Below are 14,638 nucleotides of genomic sequence, written 5' to 3' on the forward strand. Positions count from 1 at the left end.
GCATTGCATTGCCTTTAGCGCGCCGCTCGCGCAAGAGTTCACCATCGATGACGCAGGAAGAAGTGCCACCAGCGGAGGATCGTCCCCGGGGACGCAAGCGCCGCTGGCTGCTGGGCGGCGTGGGCGTGTTCGTGCTGCTGGTGGCGCTGCTTGTCGCCGCGATCTGGTTCCAGCGCGAGCAGATTGCCGACAGCTACATCGCCGACACCTTCGAACAGAACGATATTGACGCGACTTACACGGTCGAGAGCATTTCGCCGCAGCAGCAGGTGCTGACCAATATCGTTATTGGCGATCCCGCCGCGCCGGACCTGACCATCGAGCGGCTGGAGCTGAACATCACCCCGCGATTCGGCTTTCCCGATCTCAACGAGCTGCGACTGGTGCGCCCGCGCCTGTACGGCAGTTACCGCGAGGGAGTGCTCAGCTTCGGCGAACTCGATCCGTTGCTGTTCACGGGGGAGGAGGGGCCGGTCGAACTTCCCGATCTGAACGTGGTGATCGAGGACGGGCGCGGACTGCTGGAAACCGATTACGGGCGCGTGGGCGTGAAGATCGGCGGCGGCGGGAACTTGCAGGACGGCTTCAACGCCGAAGTGGCGGCGGTGGCGGAAGGGCTGGCGCTTCCGGGTTGCGCGGTTGCCGCGCCAACGCTCTATGGTCGCGTTTCCATCGCCGATGCGCAGCCGGAGTTCGCTGGGCCGCTGCGGTTCGGTTCGCTCGACTGTGCGGCACAGGGCGTGGCGCTGGCGGATGGCACGGTGCAAATCGCCGGGCAGGCCGACGGCGAATTTGCCGCATTTGAGGGCACCTATGTCCTCGCGCTGGGCCGCAGTGAGATTGCCTCAATAAGCGCGGGAGGGATCGGCGGGGAAGGGCGGTTCAGCTGGCGCGAAGGCGATCTGACCGCGCTCTACGATCTGGCCGCCAGCGATGTCGTGACTGCCGCCGGTAACGCAGGCGAATTGACCGCCGAGGGCCGGGTTCGGGCGATGGACCAGTTCGCGCGGATCGAAGTGGAAGGCGATCTTGCAGGCAGCGATCTGGCGCTGGGCGGCGATCTTGCAGGCGCGCTGGCCGGGGCGGCAGATGCCAGCGAAGGCACGCTCGCCGCGCCGCTGCTGGACAAGTTCGCCGCCAACCTTGCCCGAGAACTGCGCGGCAGCACGCTGGTGGCGCGATTCGATGCGCGGCGGATCGGCGACCTGACCAGCGTGGTAATCCCCGAAGCGCGGTTGCGCGGGGGCAGCCGGGCGACGCTCGTCAATCTGGCTCGCGCGCGGCTGGCGATCCCGGCTGAGGGACTGCCGCGCTTCTCTGGCGACCTTTCGACCGGGGGCGATGGTCTGCCGCAGATCGACGGCCGGATGGAGCAGGCACACAACGGTGCCCTCTCGCTACGGCTGGCGATGCGCGAATATGCGGCGGGTGATGCGCGCCTTGCCGTACCGGCGATGACCGTGGTGCAAGGGCGGGACGGACGGCTGGCGCTGGAGGGCAGGGTGCTCGCCAGCGGACCCCTACCCGGCGGGTTTGCTCAGGGGCTGGTCCTACCGATCGACGGTACCGTGAGCGCGGATGGTGCACTGGCACTGTGGAGCGGCTGCCGCAGTGTCGGCTTTGACAGTCTGACCGTGGCCAGTCTCACCCTGCGCCGCCAGTCACTCACCCTGTGCCCGCCCACCGGCCGCCCGATCCTGCGCTACGGCAGCGGCGGGCTGCAACTCGCGGCGGGGGCGACTTCGCTCGATCTGGCAGGCGAGCTGGCGGAGACGCCGATTACCTTGCGCAGCGGAGCAGTCGGGTTCGCCTATCCCGGCGCACTGTCCGCGCGCGATCTTGCCATCACTCTCGGCCCGGAAGACAATGCCCAGCGCTTCACGATCAGCGAACTGCAGGCGCGACTAACTCCCGGAGACGTGGGCGGCACCTTCGCCGATGCCGACATTTTCCTCGCCAGCGTTCCGCTCGACGTGCTCGATGCCAGCGGCAACTGGAGTTATGCCGATGTGCTGTCGCTCACTGATGCAGGGTTCGTATTGGAAGATCGCGAGGCGACCGACCGGTTCGAACCGCTGGTGGCGAAGGGCGCAACTCTGACGCTGGCCGACAGCCGCATCACCGCCAATGCCGTACTGCGCCATCCGGCAACCGATACTGTGCTCAGTCGGTTGGAGATTGCCCACGATCTGACCAGCGGCACCGGACAGGCCGATCTGTTCATCGATGGCGTGACCTTCGGCCCCGACCTGCAACCCGCGCCACCTGCCGCGCACTGCCTGCGCCCCGATCTCGCACGCCAAATCGTGCAGAATGGCCTCACCTGCCTTGCGCTGGGCGTGGTCAGCGATGTCCGGGGCACAGTGACGGGCAGAGGCCAGATCGAGTGGAACCCCGATGCCGTCACCAGCCGGGGCAGCTTTTCCAGCACCTCGCTCGATCTCGATGCTGCCTTTGGTCCGATCAAGGGGGCAAGCGGCATCGTTGAGTTCTCCGACCTGCTTGGCCTAACCACCGCCCCCAACCAGCGAATCCGCGTTGCCGCGATCAATCCGGGGATCGAAATCAATAACGGCGAAGTCGGCTTCCAATTGATCGATGGCGAACGCGTCGAGGTGACCGGCGGCAGCTGGCCGTTCATGGGCGGCACCCTCACCATGCGTCCCGTGGCGATCAATATCGGGGTGCAGGAAACCCGCGCCTACGTAATGGAAATCACTGGGCTGCAAGCCTCGCAATTCGTCGAGCGGATGGAACTTGGCAACCTTGCCGCCAGCGGCACTTTCGACGGGGTAATCCCGATCATCTTCGATGCCGACGGCAATGGCCAGCTGGTCAGCGGCGAACTGCGATCGCGCCCGCCCGGCGGCCATGTCTCCTATGTCGGCGAACTCACCTACGAGGACATGGGCTACTTCGCCAACTACGCCTTCCGCACCCTGCGCGACCTGCAGTACGACCGGATGGAAATCGACATGAACGGCCCGCTGACCGGCGAACTGGTGACGCAGGTGCGCTTTGCCGGAATCCGGCAGGGGGAGACGGCGGAAAGCAATATGGTCAGCCGCGCCATTGCCGGCCTGCCGATCGTGCTGCGGATCAACATCCGTGCGCCGTTCTACAAGTTGATGACCTCTTTGCGCGCCATGTACGATCCCGCCGCACTGCGCGACCCGCGCGATCTCGGCCTCGTGCGCGATGACGGCACGCAACTGCGCGAGACGGTGGACCAGGACACTGTCGACGCTCTGGACGAAGCCGCCGCCGAGGAGGCGATGCGCGAACTGCTCGAAGCACCCCAAACCGATGAACCCGATATTCAGCCCCCCGAAAGCGAGGCCATGCGATGAGCTGTGTGAAATTGACTTGCCTGCGCCCCCGCGCGCATAGTCCCCGGATGACGGGGATCAGACGCGCAAAGGGGCTGGTGGCGATGCTGGGGGCGATAGCGCTGGCCGGGTGCATTACACTGGAAGCACCCGACGAGCCGATCGTGATCGAACTCAACATCAACATCACGCAGGAAGTGATTTACCGGCTCGCAGGGGATGCCGAGGAAACGATTGATGCGAACGCCGATATCTTCTGATCGGCTTTCTGGAGTTTGAATGATGACGATCCGCAAAAATATTCTCATCGCCGCCGGGGCGATATTGGCTGCCGGACTGGTCGCCTCGCCCGCCATGGCGCAGCGCGATCCGGCCTATTCCGCTGCGCGCGCCAGCCAGCAGATCGGCGAGAAGATGGACGGCTATCTCGGCATCGTCGGCGCCGCTACGCCGGCGCTGCGGGCACTGGTGGACGATCTCAACATCCGCCGCCGCGCGGTCTACGCCGAACGCGCGCAGGCGGAGAATGCGACGCTGGAGGAATACGCCTTCACCGCTGGTTGTCTGGCGATTGCCCGCACCGAGCCGGGAGAAATGTACCAGGCGCCCGATGGTACCTGGCAGCAGCGCGGAGCAGGGGCTCCGCTGCGCGATCCGCGCTGTCCGTGAGGCAGATTAGAGTTGGGTGGCACTCGAACCGAAGCTGCAGTTTTTTCGGTGCTGGTAGCCATCACGATAATCTTGTCAGCAGTCTTAGCTGTGTCCTCAATCCGGGATTTGTGGATCGGCTCGAGCGCCTACAATTTTCCTGAAGCAAATATCGTCTGGGCCGTTTCCACCACGATCTATATCGGTTCGTTCGTACTTTCTCGCCTTACCCGATGGCGATCAGTGGTTGTAGGTTCTTCAGTGCTGGCGCTTATGATCGGCTGGGATCTTGTTCAGCTCTTTATTTTCCTCATGACGACTGAAATGGACGGCTTTGCGAGCGACCTAGCCCCCGACGCAATCGTTTCCACGTTATTGCTGTTCGCTGCTCTCTACATAGCCTTTGTCGCATGGAAACGCGCCGAAACCCCCACCCCACCGGTTGACTCGCCCATACCCCCCGCCTAAGGGGGCGGCGCCCTTGGCGGGCACCTCATTGCGTGTGCCATTTCCTTGCCATAGAGGAGGCGGCATGAGCGACGAGAAACCCGCACGGGAACCCATCGGTGAGGATGCGCGGATCGACGCGCTCGAAGAGCGGCTGAAAGCCGCGCGCGAGCGGGAAGAACAGCGCAACCGGCCGCAGGTCAAAGGCTCCGATTCCGGCTACAAGGCGGGCAATCGGGCGCTGGCAGACCTGCTCGGTGGGCTTCTTGGTGGAGCGGTTGTCGGATGGACCATCGGCTGGTTCTTCGACATCAATCCCTGGGCCCTGCTGGGCGGCCTGGTCCTCGGAATAGTGGTCGCCTTCAGGAATATTATCCGCCTTTCCAATCAGCGCCCTGATTCGGGCGCTGACGACTAAGTAGCGCAAGGGATTTGTCAGTCGTGGCAGCTGCAATGGCTCCGGTAACCGCCCCAGAAATGGCCAAGGTTGATCCGATGCACCAGTTCACCGTCGAGCCGCTGCTCGGTACGGAGGACCTGTTCGTGGTGGGTGGCTATAATTTGGCCTTCACCAACTCCGCGCTGTGGATGCTGATCACGGCGGTGGTGCTGTTCGTGTTCATGATCGGCGGGATGAAGCAGCAGCTCGTCCCCGGTCGCTGGCAGATGATGGTGGAAACCTTCACCGGCTTTATTGACGACATGCTGGAAGCCAATGTGGGCAAGGCCGGGCGCAAGTATGTGCCCTATATCTTCAGCCTGTTCATGTTCATCCTGTTCGCCAACCTGCTCGGCCTGATGCCGCTGGGCCTTGTCGGCGTCCACCCGTTCACTTTCACCAGCCATTTCACCGTGACCGGCGTAATGGCGATCATGAGCTTTGCGATCGTGCTGATCGTCGGCTTCTGGAAGCACGGGCTGCACTTCTTCAGCCTGTTCGTGCCCGCCGGAACCCCGCTGCCGATGGTGTTCGTGATCGCGCCGATCGAGTTCATCTCGTTCCTGTTCCGCCCCTTCAGCCTCGGCCTGCGACTGTTCGTGGCGATGATGGCCGGGCACGTGCTGCTCGAAGTGCTGTCCAGCTTCGTTATCGACGGCTGGAACGCCGGCGCGGGTTTCGGCCTGCTGGTGGGCGTACCCAGCTTCCTGCTGATGGTCGCCATCTGCGCGCTGGAAATCCTCGTCGCCGGTATCCAGGCCTACGTTTTCGCACTGCTCTCGTCGCTCTACATCAACGACGCCGAGCACCTGCACTGAGTTTCAACTTCCCCGCATAACGAATTTACTTGAAAGGATTATCTCATGGATCTCGAAGCTGCCAAGATGATTGGTGCCGGTCTCGCCGCAATCGGCGCGGGCATGGCTGCGCTCGGCGTGGGCAACGTCTTCGGCTCGTTCCTCGAAAGCGCGCTGCGCAATCCGGGTGCGGCCGACGGCCAGCAGGGCCGCCTGTTCATCGGCTTCGCGGCCGCCGAACTGCTCGGCCTGCTCGCCTTCGTCGTGGCGATGATCATCCTCTTCGTTTGATGAATTCGGCCGGCCGGGCGATCATCGCCGGGCCGGCCAGGTTCTGATTTCCTGCCTACACCCGGAATCCGTCCATGCCCCAAATCGCCCAAATGTCCGAAATCTGGTCCAGCCAGCTGTTCTGGCTGCTGGTCATCTTCGGGCTTGTCTATGTCGTTGTCGGCAAGGGTATGCTACCCAAGGTGATGGACACAGTGGGCATGCGTGACAGCCAGATCGCCAGCGATCTTGCCGCCGCGCAGGCTGCACGTGACGCGGCGGACCAGCAGGAGCTTGCCTGGCGTCAGCGCGAGAACGACAATCGCGAAGCGGCGCAGGCGCTGGTGAACGAAGCCAAGGCAGCGGCGCAGAAATCGACCGAGGCCAAGCTCGCACAGGTGCAGGCCGGGATCGATACCCAGCTTGAAGCTGCCGAAGCGCGCATTGCCGCCAGCCGCGCGGAAGCGGCGGCCGAAATTGAGACCGTGGCGGCCGAAGCCGCGCAGGATATCGCCGCGCGGATCGCCAATATCAGCGTGGCTCCCGAAGCGGCGCGCGCTGCCGTGCAGGAGGTAATGGCTCGTGGCTAACATGCTGGACACTCTCGCCGCTGCACACGGTGAGGCCGCAACCCATGCCGCGCCTTCGCTGCTGGGACTGGAGCCCTACCAGTGGGTTTCGATGGCCATGCTGGTACTGCTGCTGATCGCTTTCCTGGGGGCCAAGGTCCACAAGGTCATCGGCGGCGGGCTGGACAACAAGATCAAGGCCATCCGCGACAATCTGGATGAAGCGAAGCAGCTTCGCGCCGAGGCCGAGGCACTGCGTGCCGAATATGCTGCCAAGATTGCCGGGGCCGAGAAGGACGCCGAAGCCATGCTCGCCAACGCGCGGCGCGAGGCCGAGGGGATTGTCGCCAAGGCGCAGGACGATACCACCGCGATGATCGCTCGCCGCGAACGCATGGCGACCGACAAGATCGCCGCTGCCGAACGCCAGGCAGTTGCCGAGTTGCGGGCGCAGGCCGCTGACGCTTCCACTGCCGCTGCGGCTAAGCTGATCGCGGGCCACCACAATGCCGCAGCCGACCGCGCGCTGGCGGACGAGGTGATCGCCAACTTCTGATCATCGGCACTTGCCGATTGACGCATCCCAGGCTTTCCCGCAGTCCGTCAGGTCTTCGGGGAGGCCTTGATGCGTTTGATCTCAGCTATCTGTCTGGCTTTGGCGCTGGTTGCGGGCTTGCCCGGTACGGCGCTTGCGCAGACCGATCACACCGGCGCTGAGCGCATTGCACTGTGGGAACAAGGCGTCCCCGGCTTCGAGGAGCGCCGCGATCTTCCCGAACAATCCGCCGAATGGTGGACCCGCTCGATCAACGATCCCGCGATCTGGCACTATGCCCCGCAGCCGTGGGCGCGGAGTGGGGCGGCGGTGCTGATCATGCCGGGCGGCGGGCACGAGAACCTCGTCACCACGACCGAGGGCGTGGCTGTTGCGCGCTGGTTTGCTGATCATGGTGTCGACGCTTTCGTGCTCTACTATCGCCTGTTCCGTGAGCCGGGTGTCCCGTGGACGGTCGAGAGCCCGCGGCAGGATGCCGAGCGGGCGATGCGGATTATCCGCCAGCGCTCCGGCGAGTTTGGGATCGACCCGGAGCGGGTGGGCGTAATCGGCTTTTCCGCCGGCGGCGAGCTGGCGCGGATGACAATGCTGAGCCCGCCGGTCACGCCGCCGGGTGCGGGCGATGCAACCGACCGACTGGACCCACGCCCCGATTTCGGCATTCTTGTGTTCCCCGGCCCCCTCAACAGTGCTGACGAAGCGATTACTCCTGATGCGCCGCCTGTGTTGCTGTCCGTCGCCAACGACGACGAATGCTGCGCGCAGCCGACCATCGATCTGTTCCTCGCCTACCGTGCAGCGGGTGCCCCGGTCGAGCTGCACGTCTATCAGGAGGGCGGCCACGCTTACAACATGGGCGAAGCCACCGATCTGGTGAGCCTGCAGAACTGGCCCGAACGTATCATCGAATGGATGACCGATCGCGGCCTGTTTGCTCCCGCAAGCGACTGATCAGGGCAGGGCGATAACGCGGGTGATGAAGCCCGCCTTCGCCGCTTCGTAGTCCGCGCGGGTGGGGGCACCATCAGCGAGGATCGCGCCTTTCAGCATGGCATAATCGTCGGCAAGGGCAGGATTGGCCCGCAACCGGTCCCGGAAGGCAAGATGCGCGGCAATCTGCGGCGCTCCTTCGGCGAAGGCGTGGAGGTGGAAGCGCCTCGCACCATCCTCTCCCCGTTGGACGAAATAGCGCCGTCCAGTGACCCCGTTCTCTCCCTTGGCCTGATAGCCGAGCCTTTCGAGGGCCGCTGCGTTGGCATCCAGAGTGGCAATACTCCCGACAACCATCAGCATATCGATTACCGGCTTGGCCAACAGCCCCGGAACGGCGGTGCTGCCGATATGGTGGAGCGTCACCTCAAGCGGGGCGAGCACATCACGCAGCGCCGCAGCTTCGTGGGCGAACAGCTCCGCCCACGCCGGATCATGGTCGCACAGGACTATTGCGTCGATCAGAACGCATCCTTGGCCGCCCGCAGCGCCGCGAAGGTCTCTGGCGGCGTGGTGCCGCCCCAGCGCGCCATCATCGCTGGATCGTCGGCACGCAGGAAGGGGTTTGTCTCCAGCTCGCGCTCCAGACTGAACGGCACCGTGGGTGCCCCCTCGGCGCGCTTGGTGTCCACCCATGCGGCATATTCCTTGAGCACTTCGTTGTCCGGATCGGCGTGCAGCGCGAACTTGGCATTGGCCTGCGTGTATTCATGCGCGCAGAACAGCAGAGTATCTTCGGGCAGCTTCTTGAGCTTGGACAAGCTGGTCCAGAACTGCTCCGGCGTGCCTTCGAACATCCGCCCGCAGCCCAGCGCGAACAGCGCATCGCCAACGAAAGCCACTTCGTAATCGATCAGGTTGTAGGCGATGTGTCCGCCGGTGTGTCCGCCCACATCGATCACCTGCGCGGTGTGATTACCGAGTTTGACCAGATTGCCTTCACGCACTCCGCGATCAAGGCCGGGGATCTTGTCCGCCTCAGCCTTGGGGCCGATAATCGTGCAGCCGGTCGCCGCCTTGATCGCCTCGTTCCCGCCCGCATGGTCCGGATGCCAGTGGGTGTTCCAGATCTGGGTGATGGTCCAGCCGCGCTTTTCCGCCTGGGCGAGGCATTCGGCGGCATCGGGCGTGTCAATGCAGGCGGTCTGCTTGGTGGCCAAGTCATGGACCAGGAAGCCGTAATTGTCGCTCAGGCACGGGAACTGGTGGATCGCAATGTCGGTGCTCATGTATTCCTCCCCATCGGATGACGCGGCACGTTGGCCGGAAGCGCGACCCAGTAATGCTTGCTGCGCTCGTACACCGAACGCGCGGGTTTGCCGAACAGCGGATCGGCGAAGGCGCCGAGTGGCACGCCGATCATTGTCGGCAGCTTGTCGGCTTTGGCCCAGACGGTGCTGCCACAAGCGGGACAGAAGCCGTGGGTGAAGGTGCGCCCTTCATCGGTGGGCCGGGTGAATTCGGTAGCCTCTCCGGCCAGCCGAACCTTGTCCTTCGGGTAATAGGCGATCACGCCAAAGGCGGAGCCGGTGCGACGTTGGCAATCGAGGCAATGGCACACGACTGTCGTCGCTTCCGCCTTGTCGGTGATTTCGGCGGTCAGGGCTCCGCATTGGCAACTGGCGTGGCGCTTGGGCATCGTGGCGCCAGATTACACGGTTGCCGGATGTAGGAAAGGCCCGCCTGCCGATTGGCAAGCGGGCCTTTCTGATTTCCCTCGCGGGAAGGGGAGAGTTACTCGCCCTTCTTCAGCGCCGCGCCGAGGATGTCGCCCAGCGATGCACCCGAATCGGCGGAACCGAACTGGGCCACGGCTTCCTTCTCTTCGGCGATCTGGTGCGCCTTGATGGAGAAGTTGGGCTTCTTCGAACGGTCGAAGCCGATGACCATGGCATCGATCTGCTGGCCGGCCTGGAAGCGATCCGGACGCTGCTCGTCACGGTCGCGGCCGAGGTCCGAGCGCTTGATGAAGCCGGTTGCACCATCTTCGCCCACCTGCACTTCGAGGCCGCCATCGCGGACTTCGAGCACGGTGACGGTGACGACTTCGTTGCGACGCAGGCTGCCTGCCTGGCCACCTTCGGCCGGAGCACCCTTTTCGAGCTGCTTCATGCCGAGGCTGATGCGCTCCTTGTCGACATCGACATCGAGCACCACGGCTTGCACTTCTTCACCCTTGCGGTGCAGTGCCAGCGCGTCTTCACCCGAAATGCCCCAAGCGATATCGGACATGTGGACCATGCCGTCCACGTCGCCCGGCAGGCCGATGAACAGGCCGAATTCGGTAGCGTTCTTGACTTCGCCGGTGACGGTCGAACCGACCGGGTTGGCATCGGCGAATTCTTCCCACGGATTGCGCTGCGCCTGCTTGAGGCCGAGCGAGATGCGGCGCTTGTCGGCATCGACTTCGAGCACCATCACATCGACTTCCTGCGAGGTCGAGACGATCTTGCCGGGGTGGACGTTCTTCTTGGTCCAGCTCATTTCCGAAACGTGGACGAGGCCTTCGATGCCCGCTTCCAGTTCCACGAAGGCGCCGTATTCGGTGATGTTGGTAACCTGGCCGGAAACCTTTGCCCCAACCGGATACTTGGCACCGACGCCATCCCACGGATCGCTTTCGAGCTGCTTCATGCCCAGGCTGATGCGCTGGGTTTCAGGGTTGATGCGGATGATCTGCACGGCCACGGTCTGGCCGATTTCGATCACTTCGCTGGGGTGGTTGACGCGCTTGTAGCTCATGTCGGTGACATGCAGCAGGCCGTCGATGCCGCCGAGATCGACGAAAGCACCGTAATCGGTGATGTTCTTGACCACGCCTTCGGTGATCTGGCCTTCGGCGAGCTTGTCGATCAGTTCGCTGCGCTGTTCGGCGCGGGTTTCTTCGAGCACGGCGCGGCGCGAGACGACGATGTTGCCACGGCGGCGATCCATCTTGAGGATCTGGAACGGCTGCGGCATGTCCATCAGCGGCTGCACGTCGCGCACCGGGCGGATATCGACCTGGCTGCCGGGGAGGAAGGCCACGGCGCCATCGAGATCGACGGTGAAGCCGCCCTTGACGCGGCCGAAGATGCGGCCTTCGACGCGCTTGCCTTCGCCGAATTCGCTTTCCAGCTTGTCCCATGCGGCTTCGCGGCGGGCGCGGTCGCGGCTGAGCATTGCTTCGCCGTCGGCGTTCTCGACCCGGTCAACGAAGACTTCGACTTCGCTGCCGACGGAAAGGCCATGATCACCTTCGCCGCGTTCGAATTCGCGCAGGGAGATGCGGCCTTCGCTCTTCAGGCCGACGTCGATGACGGCCATGCCGTTTTCGATGGCGGTGACGGTGCCCTTGACGACGCGGCCTTCGAAGCCTTCATCGGCGCCGCCGAGCTGTTCGTTGAGCATTGCCGCGAAATCGTCGCGGGTGGGATTGGCAGAAGTTGCCATGATTGGGGTATCCTTCACATTTGCTACCGGCCACGGGTTTTACCCGGGTCTTTATCCGTCTCCCGCACGATTGCGGGGCCAACGGAGCAAGAGGGCCGCTGCCGCGAAAGGCCGGATGCCTGCACGCGGGTTCCTTCGATCAAAGACTTCGAGAACGGTCGCGCGCCTAGGCGAGAAGGGCGTGAAAGGCAAGCGAAATGGGGTGCTGTCGCGCGAGTCCAGAGGCAGACATGGATCGGGTGTTACACGGTTCAAGGGGAGAAAAGTCGCGGAGGATGAGTAGTGCCGGAACCACTTGTGCGGCCTGGAGGTGAGAAGGACAGACATCGCGGCGCTTTCTCGCACGGGTGATTGGCTGTAGGAAAGCGCCATGACCGCTGCCCAGACCATCGCCAGGTATGGCGAATACCACCGCGACCGGCGCAATGTGCTGACCCATGCGCTGGGCATTCCGATGATCTTGCTGGCACTGGAAGTGCTGCTGGCGCGACCGGCATGGCCGCTTGCGGGTTTTGCGCTGACTCCTGCCGTGGTGGCGAGCGCGCTGGCGGCGGTGTGGTACCTGCGGCTCGACCTGAAGCTGGGCCTGCTGATGACCCTGCTGCTGGCGCTGTTCGTCAGCGTGGGCAGCCAGATTGCGGCGATTTCGGACACGGCGTGGCTGGGTGGCGGGATCGGGCTGTTCGTGGTCGGCTGGGCCTTGCAGTTCCTTGGCCACCACTACGAAGGCCGCAAGCCTGCTTTTGTGGACGATCTGCGCAGCTTGCTGGTGGGGCCGCTGTTCGTGGTGGCGGAAGGGCTGTTTGCTTTGGGGTTAATGCGGGGGCTGCGCAGGGAGGTTGAGGGGGCGGGTTGATTCTACCCACATCCGCTCACCCTGAGCCTGTCGAAGGGCAGCCACTAGATCAGCCCAGCCGTTGGGCAACCTTGGTGGCTGTGCTTCGACAAGCTCAGCATGAGCGGGAGTGGTAGGGGTCAGGGCTGGTCTTTGGCAGCCGCCTCAACCACCCCAATCGCCGCCGCAATCGCCGCAGCACGATCAAGCTCGGTAGTATCCAGCACGTAGGCATCTGCCGCCACCGCCAGCGGCGCATCCTCGCGGCCCATGTCGCGCGCGTCGCGGCGTTCAAGTTGCGCCACGATCTCCTCCAGCGTCACTTCGCGCTCCGCCGCGCGCATTTCGGCAAAGCGGCGCGCGGCCCGTTCGGCAACACTGGCGGTGACGTAGAGCTTCACGTCGGCATCGGGCGCGATCACCGTGCCGATGTCGCGCCCGTCGAGCACCGCTCCGCCGGGCTGGGTGGCGAACAGCCGCTGGCGGGCGAACAGCGCATCGCGCACGGCGGGATGGATCGAAACGCGGCTGGCGAGGCCGCCGCTCGCTTCGCTGCGCAGTTCGGGATGGCCGAGCAATTCCTCGGCGAAGTTGCATGCGGCCAGCGCATCGGCGGGATCGTCCGGATCGCCGCCACGTTCGCGGACCTCGAAGCCCACCGCGCGGTAGAGCAGCCCGGTATCGAGATGGGGCAGGCGGAAATGCGCGGCGAGCGCCCTGGCGATGGTACCCTTGCCCGAGGCCGTCGGTCCGTCGACGGCGATGATCATTGCGCATCCTTCCGCGCCAGCCAGCCGCGCAGCAGGGCCTCGGTTTCGCGGGGGCGTTCGATGGGGAAGGCGTGCGATCCGCCGGGCACTACCGCCATTTCCGCGCCGGGCGTGAGGCGAAGGAAATCCTGCACCGTATCCAGCCGCGCCTCGTCGTACTGGCCGATCATGAACAGCACCCGGCTTCCGTCAACACGGGCGAGCAGCGGGGTGCCATCGTAGCCGACCAGCGTGCCGCGTGCGGAGAATTCGCTCGGGCCCCACATCGCGTTGTAGAGCACCGGGTTGAAGCCGCGCCCGTTGAAGCGGCGGCGGTATTCGCGGGCCTGAGGAGAGGTCGCGGGGCGGTCCGCACGACCGTTGAATTCGGCATAGAAGGCGTTTGTAGCAGCGGCGCAGTCAGTTTCGGCGGGAGCGCGTTCAGCCTCGCAGGCGATGATATCGCTCGCCACTGCATCGGGCAATTCGCGGATCAGCAGGTTGGTGCCCATGATCCAGTGCGGGGTGGAGATATAGGTCCCAGCCAGCACGGCAGAGGCGGTGTGCTGCGGATTGGCGGCGGCATATTCCAATGCCAGCGCCGCGCCCCAGCTGTGGCCGACCACATGCCAGCGTTCGACGCCGAGCGCCTGCCGGATCGCCTCGAGCTCGGCCACGAACCGCTCGACCCGCCAGTTGGCCGGATCGCCCGGATGATCGGACATGCCGCTGTCGAGCTGGTCGTAGAGGATCACCGCGCGTTCGTCCGCCAGCGGGAGAATTTCGCCGAACACGTCATGCGTGCCGCCGGGGCCGCCGTGAACGAAAATGGCCGGCTCGGCCCCGGCGTCGAGGTCGCCATTGACCCGCACCCACACCCGCCCGCCTTCGACCGGCACCATCAGCTCGCGATCAGGTGCAGACCATGCGGCGGGGGTGGCGGGGAGCGCCACATCCTGCGCAGCGAGTGGGACCGGAGCGAAGGCGAGCAACAGGGCAGCGACAAGTGCGGGCAGTCTCATGGTTCGCGTGGTTCCTCTCGCGTGGCACACCCTCGCGGCCCTAACCGCCCTGCACTGTCTTGAGAACCGCCAAATCACCCCTATCTTGCGCGCGCGGCGGCCACGTCCCTCGTGCTCCACCCCAGCGAAGGGGCGGAGCGTTCAAGTCCGGGACGGCCCGGCGGCCCGAGAAGGAGGCTGCCGTGGCGTGGATTTACCTGTTTGTTGCCGGATTGCTCGAAGTGGTCTGGGCCTATTCGATGAAACTGTCGGACGGCTTTACCCGTCCCGTGCCCGCAGTGGTGACGATCGTCGCGATGATCGCCAGCTTCACCCTGCTGGCGCTGGCGATGAAGCAATTGCCGCTGGGCACCGCCTACACGATCTGGACCGGCATCGGCGCGGTGGGCGCGTTTGTTCTCGGCATCGTCATGTTGGGCGAAGCGCTGACCGCGATGCGAGTAGTGGCGGCAGTAATGATCGTCGGCGGACTGGTGCTGATGAAGCTTTCGACGCCGGTTTGAGTAAGACTTCCTCCCCTCCCGCTAGCGGGGACTCGAAGAGGGGGCGAAGCCC

18 protein-coding genes are annotated in these 14,638 nt (G+C 64.5%); 12 read left to right on the forward strand and 6 right to left on the reverse strand.

Annotated features, from left to right (window positions below):
* Positions 1 to 47 precede the first annotated feature (47 nt).
* The 10 genes from JY451_12415 (at position 48) to JY451_12460 (ending at position 8,006) form a co-directional block, all read left to right on the forward strand.
* Positions 48 to 3,350: a YdbH domain-containing protein gene (locus JY451_12415; GenBank protein QZH74469.1), complete on the forward strand. Its 3,303-nt coding sequence runs from the start codon at positions 48 to 50 to the stop codon at positions 3,348 to 3,350.
* A gap of 47 nt (positions 3,351 to 3,397) precedes the next feature.
* A complete protein-coding gene (locus tag JY451_12420; GenBank protein ID QZH74470.1) occupies positions 3,398 to 3,589 on the forward strand; it encodes a YnbE family lipoprotein in 192 nt (63 codons plus the stop codon).
* A 19-nt stretch (positions 3,590 to 3,608) separates the two neighbouring features.
* Positions 3,609 to 3,998: a YdbL family protein gene (locus JY451_12425; protein QZH74471.1), complete on the forward strand. Its 390-nt coding sequence runs from the start codon at positions 3,609 to 3,611 to the stop codon at positions 3,996 to 3,998.
* A 48-nt stretch (positions 3,999 to 4,046) separates the two neighbouring features.
* Complete coding sequence (locus JY451_12430) at positions 4,047 to 4,445, forward strand: hypothetical protein (protein ID QZH74472.1); 399 nt, start codon at positions 4,047 to 4,049, stop codon at positions 4,443 to 4,445.
* A gap of 64 nt (positions 4,446 to 4,509) precedes the next feature.
* The gene (locus JY451_12435) at positions 4,510 to 4,842 is read left to right on the forward strand and encodes an AtpZ/AtpI family protein (GenBank protein QZH74473.1); all 333 of its coding nucleotides are present in this window, start codon (positions 4,510 to 4,512) and stop codon (positions 4,840 to 4,842) included.
* A gap of 59 nt (positions 4,843 to 4,901) precedes the next feature.
* Positions 4,902 to 5,681, forward strand: coding sequence for a F0F1 ATP synthase subunit A (locus JY451_12440; GenBank protein ID QZH74474.1), 780 nt, complete (start codon positions 4,902 to 4,904; stop codon positions 5,679 to 5,681).
* Positions 5,682 to 5,726: 45 nt separating this feature from the next.
* Positions 5,727 to 5,951: a F0F1 ATP synthase subunit C gene (locus tag JY451_12445; GenBank protein QZH74475.1), complete on the forward strand. Its 225-nt coding sequence runs from the start codon at positions 5,727 to 5,729 to the stop codon at positions 5,949 to 5,951.
* 74 nt (positions 5,952 to 6,025) lie between these two features.
* Positions 6,026 to 6,520: an ATPase gene (locus JY451_12450; GenBank protein ID QZH74476.1), complete on the forward strand. Its 495-nt coding sequence runs from the start codon at positions 6,026 to 6,028 to the stop codon at positions 6,518 to 6,520.
* A gap of 1 nt (position 6,521) precedes the next feature.
* A complete protein-coding gene (locus JY451_12455; protein ID QZH76714.1) occupies positions 6,522 to 7,055 on the forward strand; it encodes a hypothetical protein in 534 nt (177 codons plus the stop codon).
* Positions 7,056 to 7,124: 69 nt separating this feature from the next.
* Positions 7,125 to 8,006: an alpha/beta hydrolase gene (locus tag JY451_12460; protein QZH74477.1), complete on the forward strand. Its 882-nt coding sequence runs from the start codon at positions 7,125 to 7,127 to the stop codon at positions 8,004 to 8,006.
* On the opposite strand, the gene JY451_12465 is transcribed toward JY451_12460, so the two are convergent.
* The 4 genes from JY451_12465 to rpsA all read right to left on the reverse strand — a co-directional run bounded on the left by JY451_12465 (position 8,007) and on the right by rpsA (position 11,477).
* A complete protein-coding gene (locus tag JY451_12465) occupies positions 8,007 to 8,429 on the reverse strand; it encodes a GrpB family protein (GenBank protein QZH76767.1) in 423 nt (140 codons plus the stop codon).
* Positions 8,430 to 8,506: 77 nt separating this feature from the next.
* On the reverse strand, positions 8,507 to 9,274 hold the full coding sequence (gene gloB, locus JY451_12470; protein ID QZH74478.1) for a hydroxyacylglutathione hydrolase: 768 nt from the start codon (positions 9,272 to 9,274) through the stop codon (positions 8,507 to 8,509).
* Positions 9,271 to 9,684: a GFA family protein gene (locus JY451_12475; protein ID QZH74479.1), complete on the reverse strand. Its 414-nt coding sequence runs from the start codon at positions 9,682 to 9,684 to the stop codon at positions 9,271 to 9,273. The genes gloB and JY451_12475 overlap by 4 nt, the downstream gene beginning before the upstream one ends.
* Positions 9,685 to 9,779: 95 nt before the next feature.
* The gene (gene rpsA, locus JY451_12480; GenBank protein QZH74480.1) at positions 9,780 to 11,477 is read right to left on the reverse strand and encodes a 30S ribosomal protein S1; all 1,698 of its coding nucleotides are present in this window, start codon (positions 11,475 to 11,477) and stop codon (positions 9,780 to 9,782) included.
* Between the two features lie 370 nt (positions 11,478 to 11,847).
* Here rpsA and JY451_12485 point away from each other — a divergent pair, with 370 nt between their 5' ends.
* On the forward strand, positions 11,848 to 12,333 hold the full coding sequence (locus tag JY451_12485) for a DUF962 domain-containing protein (GenBank protein ID QZH74481.1): 486 nt from the start codon (positions 11,848 to 11,850) through the stop codon (positions 12,331 to 12,333).
* A 119-nt stretch (positions 12,334 to 12,452) separates the two neighbouring features.
* Here the strand turns inward: JY451_12485 and JY451_12490 are convergent, their stop codons facing one another.
* Both JY451_12490 and JY451_12495 read right to left on the reverse strand, forming a co-directional pair.
* Positions 12,453 to 13,082, reverse strand: coding sequence for a (d)CMP kinase (locus JY451_12490; protein ID QZH74482.1), 630 nt, complete (start codon positions 13,080 to 13,082; stop codon positions 12,453 to 12,455).
* Positions 13,079 to 14,083 carry a proline iminopeptidase-family hydrolase gene (locus JY451_12495; protein QZH74483.1) on the reverse strand — a complete coding sequence of 335 codons (1,005 nt, stop codon included), beginning with the start codon at positions 14,081 to 14,083 and terminating at the stop codon, positions 13,079 to 13,081. The genes JY451_12490 and JY451_12495 overlap by 4 nt, the downstream gene beginning before the upstream one ends.
* 182 nt (positions 14,084 to 14,265) lie before the next feature.
* On the opposite strand from JY451_12495, the gene JY451_12500 reads away from it, so the two are divergent.
* Positions 14,266 to 14,586: a multidrug efflux SMR transporter gene (locus JY451_12500; protein QZH74484.1), complete on the forward strand. Its 321-nt coding sequence runs from the start codon at positions 14,266 to 14,268 to the stop codon at positions 14,584 to 14,586.
* Positions 14,587 to 14,638 lie beyond the last annotated feature (52 nt).

This window comes from Erythrobacter sp., from assembly GCA_019739335.1.
Taxonomy (GTDB): Bacteria; Pseudomonadota; Alphaproteobacteria; order Sphingomonadales; family Sphingomonadaceae; genus Alteraurantiacibacter.

Coding starts and splice junctions, on each gene's coding strand:
- JY451_12415 (QZH74469.1), top strand. CDS start 48: ATGACGCAGGAAGAAGTGCCACCAGCGGAGGATCGTCCCCGGGGACGC.
- JY451_12420 (QZH74470.1), top strand. CDS start 3,398: ATGACGGGGATCAGACGCGCAAAGGGGCTGGTGGCGATGCTGGGGGCG.
- JY451_12425 (QZH74471.1), top strand. CDS start 3,609: ATGATGACGATCCGCAAAAATATTCTCATCGCCGCCGGGGCGATATTG.
- JY451_12435 (QZH74473.1), top strand. CDS start 4,510: ATGAGCGACGAGAAACCCGCACGGGAACCCATCGGTGAGGATGCGCGG.
- JY451_12440 (QZH74474.1), top strand. CDS start 4,902: ATGGCCAAGGTTGATCCGATGCACCAGTTCACCGTCGAGCCGCTGCTC.
- JY451_12445 (QZH74475.1), top strand. CDS start 5,727: ATGGATCTCGAAGCTGCCAAGATGATTGGTGCCGGTCTCGCCGCAATC.
- JY451_12450 (QZH74476.1), top strand. CDS start 6,026: ATGCCCCAAATCGCCCAAATGTCCGAAATCTGGTCCAGCCAGCTGTTC.
- JY451_12455 (QZH76714.1), top strand. CDS start 6,522: ATGCTGGACACTCTCGCCGCTGCACACGGTGAGGCCGCAACCCATGCC.
- JY451_12460 (QZH74477.1), top strand. CDS start 7,125: ATGCGTTTGATCTCAGCTATCTGTCTGGCTTTGGCGCTGGTTGCGGGC.
- gloB (QZH74478.1), bottom strand. CDS start 9,274: ATGAGCACCGACATTGCGATCCACCAGTTCCCGTGCCTGAGCGACAAT.
- JY451_12475 (QZH74479.1), bottom strand. CDS start 9,684: ATGCCCAAGCGCCACGCCAGTTGCCAATGCGGAGCCCTGACCGCCGAA.
- rpsA (QZH74480.1), bottom strand. CDS start 11,477: ATGGCAACTTCTGCCAATCCCACCCGCGACGATTTCGCGGCAATGCTC.
- JY451_12485 (QZH74481.1), top strand. CDS start 11,848: ATGACCGCTGCCCAGACCATCGCCAGGTATGGCGAATACCACCGCGAC.
- JY451_12490 (QZH74482.1), bottom strand. CDS start 13,082: ATGATCATCGCCGTCGACGGACCGACGGCCTCGGGCAAGGGTACCATC.
- JY451_12495 (QZH74483.1), bottom strand. CDS start 14,083: ATGAGACTGCCCGCACTTGTCGCTGCCCTGTTGCTCGCCTTCGCTCCG.